We start from the raw sequence: 13,586 nt of genomic DNA on the forward strand, positions 1-13,586 counted from the left end.
TAGGGAAAACTAAGCAATTCAGATACTGAATATTTACTCTTATTCGTCCGCTCTTAATTATTAATTATTAATTATTAATTATTAATTAGTATGCTTCTTACCCAATCCTACTCTCCCTAAGACCTACATCCGTTGTGTAGATTGACCTTGAATGGCTTCCTAAGATTTCGACCTATATTCTTAGGTGTCTTAGAGAGGTTTCCTCGTTCCCTTATTCCTTTTTGCGGCTAATTTAGTGGGGTAAAATCTCCCGGAGAGTTCGGTATGGTTGTTGATAACCTCGCAGATATGAGATTATCCAAAGACCCTCTGACTTTCGTCCTACACCCCATAGCTACCTTTGGGATGGTTTGTCATTACGAGAGTTTGATTACCTTCCTGTTTGTCCACTTGTCAGCCTTTGCTCGCGGTATCGTTCCTGGTAACTGGTATTTTTCCGCTTTTAGACCAGCTTCAGGGATTGATGTTCAGTCGCTACCCTGTGGCCTATGCTTTCTACCCAAACAACGGGGCGGTGGAATTTCACCACGAAGGAGGTAAGAGTTATCCACAAGTCGAGGTTACCCCCATGTATTGACTTGGGACGGCCATTTATACCCAGTTTTACTGGTTTAATGGCCAACGAGTCGCACACCTGCTTTGACAACTTGACCGCCGTAGCGTTTAACACCTAATCTTTGAGCATTAGAGTCCCGACCATTACGGGTACTACCAGTACCTTTTTTATGAGCCATAATTTCCTCCGAATTTTACTATCTATATTGAATACTAGATGCTGCTGAAAATAGATAGTATGATTTTTCGTAGTCAGTAGTCAAAACAGCTTTTTTAGTTACTGTCAATTTTACTCACTCACAAATTTCATACCTTATTTCAGCAATGCCGAATATTATAACTATTCTGCCTGATTTTCAGGTTTTTCTTCAGATTCAGTTTCAACTTCTGCTGTAGTTTCTGGAGCTTGAGTTTCAACAGTTTCTACAACTTCTGCTGTAGTCTCTGGAGCTTGAGTATCAACAGTTTCTACAACTTCTTCAGGTTCAGTTATAGTCTCAGTAACTGTCTCAGTTATTTCTGCAGAAGTTTGAGGTTCTTCTGCTGGAGATTTTTCTTCCGATGCTAATACTGTGCCATTTAGACTTATAGAATCAATCATTAAGCGGGTAAGTTCTTGGCGATGTCCCCTTTTTTTACGGGTCTTCTTTTTAGGTCGCATCTTGTAGACAATAATTTTTTTGCCCCGCAAATGTTTCATAACGGTACCTTCTACAAGAGCACCTTCTACAAGGGGTTGACCAATATGAACATCACCGTCATGTTGAACTAGAAGCACATTATCAATAGAAATTTGCTCTCCCTCTGATGCTGATAGAAGGTCGATATCATAAAAGCGACCAGTTTCTACTCTTAGTTGTTTTCCACCTGTTTCAATAATTGCGTAAGTCATTACTTTGTGTTGATAGGGTTGCCGTACAGGTAGCTGGTTCTTACACTAATACCTTAGAATGGTAATTTAGTTACTTAAGATAGGCAAATGCCTTTCTTGCTTTACCAGCTTTTAATATGCCTGAACCTGGTCCGAGCAGGATTTAGACACACAATCTATTATTATCTCTGATTAAGGTAGTTTTTGTCAAGTAAAATCCTGAAAGTAAATAGGGATATTCAGAAGGGTAGATTTTTGGTAGTTCTGTAGATGTAGTGATTTACAGCGCTTTTCAGTTGAGTAGACCACTAAATTCATTGTTAGGAGTCAGGAGTCAGGAGTCAGGAGTTAGGAGTTAGGAGTCAGGAGTTAGGAGTGAAGAGTGAAGAGTAAGTATCATTGTGGTTTATTCATATGAAAACCGCTGTAGGGTAGAAGTAGGGAACTAGGAACAGGGAACAGAAATCACCTTAATTCTTAGTTTCAAAGAAATTGTTTTCCCTTGACTAATTTACTTTTTTGAGGATATCATATCAAATCCGGTAGTATCGGTACAATTCAACATTGTAGGGGTTTGGTCACCAAACCCCTACCAAACTTGGAGTTTTTGCCAATACTGATAATAGAAACTTATTCTCAGTGTGGCAAGCGGATTTGATATCACTACTTGTACAGCACTACCAAAAAATCAAATCAGTTATCGCACGGAAATCCTCAATTATTTCCCCCTACTCCCTACTAGAGTGACGCATCTAATAAGTGTAGTGGACTGTTTCATCTTAAATGGTGCAATAGGCTTTTTTCTCCCTTACCACCTTGTCTTCCTTGTCCTCCTTGTCTTCCTTGTCTTCCCACAACCTAAAATCTAATGCACAGTTTTAGCTGAAACGGTCCAGTAGGTTGGATTGAGGTGCTCACACGGATTATGCCACGGATATACGGATTAAGAGGTATGACGAAATCTAACAACAATCTTTCTCCCGTACGGACGTTGCTTGAGCATTAATGCGTTTTCCTTACGGAATGCTGCGCAAGCATGTCGCTCCGCTAACGCGGAGCGAAAGCGTCAGCAAAACGTCCCTACCCTACTCCCCTACTCCCTACTCCTTACTCCCTACTCCCTACTCCCTATTTTTAAGCATTAATAACATCTCCAACAATTTTACCTTCAAGTATACCAACCGCCCCTTCTAACAACTTATCCTCTATATATGGTTTGGTAAAATAACCCTTAGCTCCTAACTCAAACGCCATTTCCATATGTTTTTTAGCACCGCGAGACGTTAACATTGCCACAGGTAACAACTGCAAATTAGCATCTTTCTGCATCCGAGATAATAATTCAAAACCATCCATCCGAGGCATTTCAATATCACAGAACACCAAATCACAAGGTAAACCAGCACGGAGTTTTTCCCAAGCATCCTTACCATCTCTTGCTTGTTCAACTCGATAACCAGCTTTACTAAATGTCATTGATAACAACTCACGCACTGTAATTGAGTCATCCACAATTAATACTGTTAACTCACTCTGATGATCTGTAGGTAAAGCTCCACTCTCTCCACCGCTAGGCGACCAAATATTACCTTCATCTCGCCGTTGTCTTCCAGTTGCCAGGTTAATTAGCTCAATTACATCAGCGATCGCTACAATTTTACCATCCCCTAAAACAGTTGCACCCGCAATACCTACAGGTTTAGGCACCGGACCCTCTAACTGTTTAATTACAATTTCTTTCTGTTGTTCCAAAACCTGATCGACTTGCACCGCCAAAAATATACCAGCAGAAGCAGAGCGCAAAACCACAATTGAAATCATATCCTCCTCAGCATTCATACCATACACATTACTGCGGCGAAGATGACGATTATAAACCAGTAACTCTCGTAGGTGACGGAAAGGCAACTTTGCACCACGCCATTCTATATAGTTCTGCCCATCTTCTCCTATTTTCACGTCATCCTTAGAAACTTTCACCATATCTTCCACCCCATCCATAGGAAAAGCAATCCAGGAGCGATCGCTAATACAACACAATGCTTTCGAGATACTCAAAGTCAGTGGTAAGCGAATTGTAAATGTTGTACCCTTGCCAATACTCGAATCAATAGTAATAGTACCTCGAATCTCAGTCAAATTAGTCTTAACCACATCTAACCCCACCCCGCGACCTGAAAAATTATCAGCTCGATCTTTGGTACTAAAACCAGGATGAAACAATAAATCATAAACATCGAGATCCGACATTCCTTGAGCTTCTTTTTCAGTAATCACACATTTTTTCACTGCTTTATTCTTCACTTTTTCTGGATTTATTCCCGCCCCATCGTCTCCTACCGAAATCACCGTTTGATTACCTTGGTGAAAAGCACGAATTGTAATCTTACCTTTACGAGACTTACCCGCACTTAGACGTTCTTGAGGTGTTTCAACTCCATGAGTTATAGCATTATTCATTAAGTGCTTCATCGGATCAGAAAGCTTATCCTGAATCATTTTGTCAATTAAAGTTTCTTTCCCTTCTACCTGAAGTTCCACCTCTTTACCACACTCCATTGAAATGTCTCGCACAGCACGAGGTAATAATTGTACCGTTTGAGAAAAAGGTATCATCCTCGATCTAGTGAAACCTTCTTGCAGTTGAGTTGTTACCTGTCGTAACTGACGAGTTACTTGTTCTGCATCATCAACCAGGAATTCAATATCAGAAGCAGACTCCCGTACTCGAACAATATATTCAATTGTTTCCTGAGCTAATAAATGGAAAGGAGTGAAGTTTTCTACGCGATCGAGATCCAGAGAGTCATCAAACGTTCTTTTTCCTGTATTAGATTCATCTGCTGTATCTTCTAGATGAGGAGTCTTTGTAGAATTATTTCCGTGACGACTATCCCAAATTGCTCTTTCTAGAAGCGTTTTTTCGTATAAGTCGTGCATTCTTTGTCCAGCATCACTTAGTAGCATTACCTGATGGAGTAGATTATCTAGGAACTGACGCATTCGTTCCTGTCCTTGTTCTAAACTGTTACGATTAACTACCAATTCTCCTACCAAGTTACTGAGATTATCTAGTTGCTTTGCAGGTACTTTAATTGTTTGTTCTGGAGGACGTTTACCTCTGCGAGGAGGATTAGCATTAGAAATTGCAGATTTAGAAGTCTCCAGTTCAGTATTTTCTAATAATTTATCTAAGTCACTAAATGGATCTTTTGCTGCTTGTGAGTTATTTGTTGTACTTGCTGATAATTCCTCTGTAGTAGTTTTGTCTGCAATTACTGTATTTACTTGAGGTTCTGATTCTATCTCTATACCATTTAATAGTTTTTCTAGTTGTACAAAAACATTGTGATTTTCTGATTTTTCTCCATTCAATATTGCTTCTAATGCAATAAATTCATAATCATCCAATTTTGTCTGATTGTGATCTATTAATTGTTGATTTTTGTCTGTATCTTCAGGAATTTTTTCACTTCCTACATCCAGCAACTTATCTAAATCTATTGTTTCATCTGTAGCTTTATTAACTCCATTGTTAACCTTTGACTCTTCTGCTGTAGTCAACAACTCTTCTAAATCTGCCGAAAGTTCCTGATTTTCTTGAGTCGGATCGTTGTTCTCAGAGGTGTTTTCTAGTAACTCATTGGAGTCTAGGTTAGAAGAGTATAGACTTTGATCGTCTATGTCAAATAAACTATTCAAATCATCATTATTATTTTGTGTCAAATCCTGGTAGTCTAACCCATCTACATTGATTACCTCTTGTGAATTTGACGAGTCCAAATCTTCCCCATCAAATAGTTCAGCAAAACTAGACGCCAAGTTTTCTGATTCTACTGGAATTTCTTCTAAATCTGCTTCTTCATCAACTGTTTCTAAATCTTCAAACAGCGCTTCCAAGTTTGCTGCTTTGGAGCTTAAATCATTTTTAGTGTTTGTATTTAGTTCAGGTTTTTCTGCTTTTTTATCGCTCTCGTTCTCTTTTTTTACATATTGAATTGATAATAAATCGCTCAAATCTAATTCATCTGACTCAAATTTTTCTGGTTGATCCTGTGGAGATGATTTAATTTTTTCTTGAGAACTATTTTCTTCTAAATCTATTTCTAAATGGAAATCTTCTAACTGCAAATCAATTTCTGATTCATTGACATCTTCTGTCTCTGCAAAACCTCCATTATCTAATTTACCAAATAGGTCAGATAAATCCTCTGTATAATTTAGATCACTGCTTTTTTCTTGTTCTAAATTAGGATTTTGGATTTGATATTTACTATATTTATCTAGCTGATTTTCTTCTGTCTTATTAAACAAATCTGATAATTCATCATCTACTGGATTCACCAAATCCCATTCTTTTTTGTTTTTAATTTTTGCTGATTTTTCTACCTCATTAACATCAAACAATAAGTCAGATAAATCATTAGAATCATCACTATCAATTACAGATATTTTTAGATTCTCTGCTTCTAATTGACCTTGATCTAGTATTTCTTCTTCTTCCCAACTAGAGTCTAAATCTGGTGTCTCCCCTTCAAATAAATCCGCTAAACTATTTAGTTCTGACGCTCCTACTTCTGGACCTTTTCTAGCTTTTTCTCCTATTAAGTTGTAATTCGTATTATCTACATCTGGAATTTCCAAGCTATTAAACCAGTCATCTATCGAGTCTCCATTATTCATTATTGTGTAGCCTTTGCTGTCTATTTCCCGGTTAATATCAGCATCATTTAGTTGATTATTTTTTTGATTTAACATATCTATTTTACCTATTTTTTGATAATTTGTCTTGATTTTTTTTACCGAATAATTAAATAATTAAATAATTAAATAATTTAGGTTTAAAGCCTCCCCAATAAAGGGAAAAAAAATAAATTTTTTTTCCCTACCGCGTCAATCCTCTTCCTTTTAGGGAGAGGTAATTATCCATTATCCATTATCCATTATCCATTAATGAAATCCTTTGCTAAGGATTTTAAATTTTCATCTATTACTATTTCTTGCTCTCAATTATCAATCATCAATTCTTGAGCTTGTTTCAAATTTTTAATTACATTATGAGCCAAAATATAGTATGTATTTTCTCTATTGCATATCGCTTGCTTAACCACATCTATTAATTCCCTCCAATTTAATGATACATTATATTGTCTGCTCCTGTCTGCTAAAAAATCACTTATTTCCCTCAGATTCTTTCTTGTCTCTCGATCATCATGCTCCTTAAATAAAAGTAACATTTCTCGCATTTTTTCTGGTACTTCCACCCCAAAAAAAATTGTTTTTTACTACTTACTTCTGGAATTTTTCCTGACAATATTCCTCTACTTTCCCCTACTAGACGCTCCAGGCGTTCTTCTAACTCCCTAAATGTCCGTTCCAATGTTTCTAGTTTAGTTTTTTCTTCCTTTTTTGTTAAACCATAACTTGAAATTTTTTCTAAGAAATCTTGTAAAGCATCAAAAACAATCAAAAATAAAGATTCTAATTTATTATCTACTTTAACTGAAGTTTCTTGGAGAATTTTCAAACCATCTTCTAACCTATCAGCAATATCTCGCACACTATTAATTCCTAACATAGCTGTCCCTCCTTTAACAGAATGAGCTGCTCTAAACAATTCACCTAACAATTCTCGATCTTCTATAGTAACTTGTAAATTTAACTTCCCTGGCGGGAAGTCCCGCGTTGTCCATTCCCCCTAACCCCCCTGGGAAAGCTATGCTTTATAAACATCTTTACTTAACATAAAACTTGACAACATAGACAAGTTATGTTTAAGTCTTGAATCGGCTTTTTCAGGAGAAAAGTGTATTGAAAAACACACTTTTTTATGAATAATGTAGACAGAATTCTTCCTCCCCCTCCTCCCCCTCCTCCCCATCCTCCCCACCCTCCCCACCCTCCCACAAGGGTTTCAAGAGTTCCTTATAAGGGATAGCTGGGAAAGGGGGGGAGGGCAACGTCGTATGGGAAAGCCACAGGGTCAACGCTTAGATACCTCCACATGCTAAACGTTATGCTCCCCTTGACAAATAGGAGGTATTTTATTACGATAGTTGTGATTAATCGTAAGTTCAACGAACACAGGGGGAGGACATCACCTCTGTCATGCGCAGTGGTCAGGGTTTCCTAGACTGAAGAATCCCTATTTTTCCATCCCCCCTAACCCCCCTTTGAAAGGGGGGAATAGAAGGGCAATGTCGGGAGTATGTCAATAATCCTTGCTCTATAGTATTGAGGTGATATTTTGCCTCCTCAATAAAATAGCCCATAATTTTTTGTCTTTGTTCTGTTTGCATATTTATTAGAGTTCTGAAGTCAACAGGATTTTTTTACTATTAGACTTATGCATGAAAATCAAAAATCAAATCAATTCTGATCCAGAAATTATCAATTACTTCTCCCTATTCCCTGTTCCCTAATTCCCTCTTTTTTGGAGACGTGTATTGACTATGTTTAGCATGATTATAAAAAAACTGCCGATCGCTTGCTCACCATTTTCGCTTTATTGATCTGTTGGATCTACCCGGAAACGCTCTACTGAAGTTAATAGATCGCGAGCAACACCCACCAAATTCTGGAGCGAACTATAAACTCTCTGAGATTCTTGAGAAGTTTCTTGAGCCGTCATTTCTACTGCCTGCATCACTTTTGATACTGACTGTGCTACTTCATTTTGTTCTACCGTATCTGCAGCAATAGAACGTACTAATACATCAATTCTTGTTGTAACTTGCACAATATCTTCCAGAGATTGCTTCGCCTCTTCTGCTAACGATGTTCCATTAATCACGTGCTGAGTTGCATCTTCCATTCCCTTCATTACTCCATTTGTCTCCGTTTGAATTTGCATCACTGTATGCTCAATATTCTTAGATTCCTTAGCTGACTTATCCGCTAACTGTCGAACTTCATCTGCCACCACCGCAAATCCTTTACCCGCTTCTCCTGCTCTTGCTGCTTCAATACTAGCATTCAATGCCAATAAGTTTGTGCGAGAAGCAATACTAGAAATCGAACCTACAATCTTAGAAATTTCCTGAGTAAATTCTGATAAACGCTTCACTCTTCGAGTTGCATCTGCCACACCTTCCCTAATTTGGAGAATACCAGCTACAGTACGATCTACTGTTTCCCCTCCTTTCAATGCCAAAGCTGCTGCTTCCCCCGCCACTTGTTCAGTTTCCCTGGCATTTACAGCCACCCTTTTAATAGCATCAGTCATCACTTGCACAGACTGTAGAGTTGCTGCCAACTCTTCTGCTTGTCGCAAAGCATCCGTAGATAAACCCTGAGCAAATGTAGCACTATCCATCGAACCGCGACTCACCTTTTGAGCAGCTTCTTTAACCTGGTTCACAATTTCCCGCAAATTTTGAATTGTCAAGTTAAACGAATCTGCTACTGCACCCAAAACATCTGCTGTTACTTCTGCACTAACAGTTAAATCTCCACGAGCTGCTCCTTCTACATCATCCAGTAAACGAATTACTTGTCGTTGCAAGTCTTCTTTTGCCTGCTCATTTTCTTCTGCTTTCCTCTGAGCATCAGTGTAGGTTGCTTGAATAACTTTAGCCATGTAGTTAAACTTAGCAGAAAGTTTACCAAATTCATCTTCCGAATAAACTGTTGTTCTAGCTTTTAAGTTTCCATCAGAGATAATATCGAATTGAGCATTTAAATCTTCATTTGCTCTTTCTATTTGCTTTGTAGTGATCTTGTTAAGACCATAAGCAGTTAAAAAACTACTTACTCCTGCTATCCCTGTCATTATCCAACCAGTGGTACGCAAATCAGAAATTACTTCTGTTTTTTGTTGTTGTAGCGCTCTGTAGGAAACTACATTACTTACAAAAGCTACTGCTATTAATGATGCTAATCCTGTTCCTATAGCTGTGTATAGTTGTTTAGTAGGTAGGGAAGCATTTTCCCAAAATGCTAACCCACCTTGTTCAACCATTACAGTTGTATCTATTGCTTCTCCTTTGACTTTGCTAAATGTTGGCAGTTGATGATCTATTGGTATAGCTTCTTCATTATCAATCGCACTAGGATCGGTTCTACTATCAAATAATGCTCCTGTTGTCGCTCCTACAACCATTCCTGTGTCCATTGTTTCTAAACTTGATGCAACTGCCCCCATTTCAGGAGTCGTCATATCAGTTGCCATTTCTATTTCTTCAGTCAGGGAACCATAGTCGTCCTCAAATTTACCAAATTCATCATCTTCTAGAAAATCATTTGCTTTTTTATCTTCTATATTTTCTTCTTCATCTAGATGGAATGCTTGACTGAATGCTTCTTCATCAAATTCATTCATCTCAAAACTATCCAGTTCATCCCCTAATTCACCTATTCCATTTTCTGTTTCTTCCCACTTAAAGCTATTTTTATTTTCCATCAATAAAGTAGCTTCATCTATATCTGAAAAATTACCATTAAGATGTTGATTTTTTATTTCTGACTCTTGATATCGGTCAGGTCTACTATTTTCCATTATATTATTTGTTTCCCCAACAATCATTTCCCCAGAACTATCTAGAATTTCATCTATTACATTCTCAAAATCTTCGTTTAGTGCCTCTAAGTCTAACTCTTCTATTGGAGAATCTTTGCCTAAATTTTTGATATTACTTTTGTTGTTTTTTAGATCTTTATATTCTACTGTCTGACCTTCCGATATTTCTTCTTCTTGCAATAATTTTTCTTGTTCCTTTTTCCAGATTTCATCCAGGTCTGTAGTTAAACTAAAATCAGATATTTGTTCTAGAATTTCACTATTTTTCCCATTTAAAACTACATCATCTTCTAATTTTTTATCTGTTCTATCTGGGTATACTTTACCATTTTCCGTTAGGGATTTATGAATTAATTCTTGGTCATCTGTAGGCAAATCATCTCCAAATTGAGTCAATTCTGGCAAATATTCTAAATCCCCTGAATCCCCTAAATCCCCTAAATCTTCATCTTTATGATTATTGGAACTACCATTCGTTGCAAAAGGATTATTATCTCGCTCTGTGAATTCTAAATCATCTAGATTTTCTAACTCTAATTTATTAAAATCAAACTTTTCTGCCGAGTTCTCTGCTGCTAATTCTAGACTATTTTCATCTAGAAGTAATTCTGAGTCTGTAATACTTTCTAAATCTTTGGCATCTAGCTCTAGACTATTCTCATCTAGAAGTAAATCTGAATCTGTAATACTTTCTAAATCTTTGGCATCTAGCTCTAGACTATTCTCATCTGGAAGTAAATCTGAGTCTGTAATATTTTCTAAGTCTTTGGCATCTAGCTCTAGACTATTCTCATCTGGAAGTAAATCTGAATCTGTAATATTTTCTAAGTCTTTGGTATCTAGCTGTAAATCATTTTGATTGGCGATCGCTTCTAAATCATTAGAAACTTGTCCAACTATCGAATCTTCTTGTTGATAGTCATCAAAGTTAATATCTTCCAGCATTTCTTCAGACTCACTATAGGTAGCTGGATAATCTGTCATAAATTGCTCACTATCACTTATACCTTGTTGAGCATAGTTAATCAATTCTCGATCATCACTTAGGTCTAAAACTAACTGGTATTGTTCTTTTGCCACATCATACTGATGGAGTCCATAGCAATATATATGACCACAAAGGAGACGAGAACTAGGGTCTTCTGGATAATCCTGAATTAAGTTATAAACCAAAGCTGCTGCTTCTTCATAGTTGCCCTGACTGTAGGCATCTTCTACCTTTTGATAATCTTGTAAAAAGTCTGTGCTGGATGATGTCATTTGCTGTCCCTCTCTCAAGATAATAATGTTATTTATTTTTGTTTTTTGAATTTTATCATTGACGGAATTAGGAATTGGGAATCAGCCTCACTCAGAAATCTTAATATATAAATAACTGAATCAAACAATTATTTTGACTTATCAACTGTACGGACTAAGCATACTTAGTCCCTTTTACGCTGCCCATCGAGCCGAGCGAATAATTGCTTCTTGATCCAATAGCCTGAGAACCTGTTCTCCCTTCTCACCAAAAACCCACTCTCCTCGTAAGAAGGGAGCCATACCATCTGCCACATCAGTGGACATTTTCATCTTCTTTTCATCAAGCCACTCCATTCCAACAATCCTGTCAACAGCTAGTCCTAATATAGTGTCTTGATCTTCTACTGCAATTATTCTAATCTCAGATTTATCGGTATTGAAGGGGACTTTTTCTCCAAGAAATTGAGCCAGATCGGCTACCCAAATCACCCTGCCTCTTACATTTATCGTACCTAAAAGTAAGGGAGAGACATTAGGAATAGCTGTAATACTTTCTGGAGATTGATAAATCACCTCTCGAATATCTGTTGCTAATAAAGCAAACTCATTGCCCGAAGGTAAATAAAAGCGAAGATGAAGTTCACCTTCAGGATTTTCTAATTCCTGAATTCCTCCTGTACCTTGACCTGGTAAAAACTCTTGATTACCTACCATAGGTTTTTCTACTTACCGTCTTAACAATTGTTTAACTGTTCCTACAAGTTCTGTAGGCTGGAATGGTTTAGCAATGTAAGCATCTGCACCTTGCTTTAAACCCCAGTAGCGGTCAAATTCTTCTCCCTTTGAAGAACACATAACTACTGGAATATCCTTAGTATTAGGATCGGATTTTATCCTCCTACATACCTCATAACCGTTCATTCTTGGCATGACAATATCTAATACCACTATATCGGGTTTAGTATTTTTTAGTCGCCCCAAAGCTTCTACTCCATCATTAGCAACAGTAACTGCTAATCCACTATTTTTGAGGAGCTGTGATATCATCTCTCTTTGGGTAACGCTATCTTCTACAACTAGAACTTTGCTCATTTTTTTCTACCTGATAGCTTGGGGTTGGGATTTTTTGATAATTAGAATATAGGTATTTATTAACATTTTCCTATTTTTGTTTTTTGGGGCCTAGCTCAATTAATTTGCATCCACCAATAAATATTTTTTTTTCCAAGATTTAACTGGACTACTAACTTTTTATTTATAATAACAGTATGAATTTTTTGAGGTAGTTTGGTATACTTGCTAGCTAAGTTTATAGCTATAAGCATGAGAGAATATTAGTTGAGATTTTACAATAATAGTTGCAAAAAATATAGTCAAATATCACATTGACTTGGAGTCCATTTCAGGCACTCCCCTTCATTTTTTGTTTCGTTGGTGTTACCAACCGTGGGTGAACTACGCACCTCTCTATCCCCTCAGCAAATGCTTTAGGGAATGCTTTTCTTAAGATATTATAACTAGCATTCACATCAGCGTTAATTATTTTTCCTGACTTGCTACGATATAAACCTCGTTTTAATCTCACTCCACTGAATTTGATTTCTGCCCCCTCTATTTCTTCTGCATAAATTGGTATTTCATCTGAATCCAAAAAACTGGCTATACTGGTATAGGATTCTTCCCTTTCTACTACCTTTATTCCTTTCAATTTACATTTATAACTGATTTTTTCTATTAAATTATTATGAGGAATACTCGTGAAATTTTGGTTGTTTATTTTTCCTAAATTGACTTGATTTTTCCAGTTTTTATTTTTCCCTATTACCAAAGTATCTATGCTCAAATCTAACAATGTCTTGACTAAATAATTACTCACTTGATGATAGTAATCATTGATTTTTTGTTGCCTTTTTCTCGTTAATCTTGACAAACGATTTGACCAATATTTTCCCGATGGTAATTGTTTTTGTAGACTCGCTTTTTTTTGATTATAGAATTGATTTAGGCTTTTTAATGGTCGTCCGTTCACCAGAATAGGTCTAAATCCTAGCTGATTTGATGTTAACCCTATTAAATTATTGACTCCTAAATCTATGGCAGCTATTTTCTCTGTGGTTTCTTCTGTTTTTAATTCTTTTTCTTCATAAATCACCTCAATTACATAACAATCTGATTTGGGGACTATTCTTACCTGATTTAAGTTTTCTTGTTTCACCTTAGTTGGCAAAGAAAAATTTAATCCTGATAATTTTATTTTGCCCATTTTTAAGCTGGTTTTACTTACCGCTTGAGCTGTATAAATTACTAAATGCCTTCCCTCTTTATCTTTATATTTTGGCAGTTTTGGTCTGCCCAAAAATTTTTCAGGATTTAACTTATATTCTTGAATAGAATTGAAAA

General features: G+C 36.7%; 6 protein-coding genes and 2 pseudogenes. All 8 read right to left on the reverse strand.

The genetic code is table 11. The annotated features are described in order from the left end of the window. Nucleotides 1–620 precede the first annotated feature (620 nt). Nucleotides 621–734 (reverse strand): annotated as a pseudogene (locus F6K40_RS33405) (50S ribosomal protein L27); the annotation flags it as partial. A gap of 329 nt (nt 735–1,063) precedes the next feature. Further along, nucleotides 1,064–1,447: pseudogene (gene rplU, locus F6K40_RS33410) on the reverse strand (50S ribosomal protein L21); the annotation flags it as partial. Nucleotides 1,448–2,560: 1,113 nt separating this feature from the next. After that, entirely contained in the window at nt 2,561–6,184 is a 3,624-nt protein-coding gene (locus tag F6K40_RS33415; protein ID WP_293142417.1) for a response regulator, read from the reverse strand. A 427-nt stretch (nt 6,185–6,611) separates the two neighbouring features. Continuing rightward, nucleotides 6,612–7,070 carry an Hpt domain-containing protein gene (locus F6K40_RS33420; RefSeq protein ID WP_293142427.1) on the reverse strand — a complete coding sequence of 153 codons (459 nt, stop codon included), beginning with the start codon at nt 7,068–7,070 and terminating at the stop codon, nt 6,612–6,614. Nucleotides 7,071–7,931: 861 nt separating this feature from the next. Continuing rightward, entirely contained in the window at nt 7,932–11,204 is a 3,273-nt protein-coding gene (locus tag F6K40_RS33425) for a methyl-accepting chemotaxis protein (protein WP_293142419.1), read from the reverse strand. Between the two features lie 174 nt (nt 11,205–11,378). Next, nucleotides 11,379–11,900: a chemotaxis protein CheW gene (locus tag F6K40_RS33430; RefSeq protein ID WP_293142421.1), complete on the reverse strand. Its 522-nt coding sequence runs from the start codon at nt 11,898–11,900 to the stop codon at nt 11,379–11,381. Between the two features lie 12 nt (nt 11,901–11,912). Next, entirely contained in the window at nt 11,913–12,278 is a 366-nt protein-coding gene (locus F6K40_RS33435) for a response regulator transcription factor (protein ID WP_293142423.1), read from the reverse strand. A 310-nt stretch (nt 12,279–12,588) separates the two neighbouring features. Next, on the reverse strand, nt 12,589–13,586 hold a 998-nt coding region (locus tag F6K40_RS33440), incomplete at its 5' end, for an RNA-guided endonuclease InsQ/TnpB family protein (RefSeq protein ID WP_293142425.1).

It is taken from the genome of Okeania sp. SIO3I5 (genome assembly GCF_010672085.1).
Classification (GTDB): domain Bacteria; phylum Cyanobacteriota; class Cyanobacteriia; order Cyanobacteriales; family Microcoleaceae; genus Trichodesmium.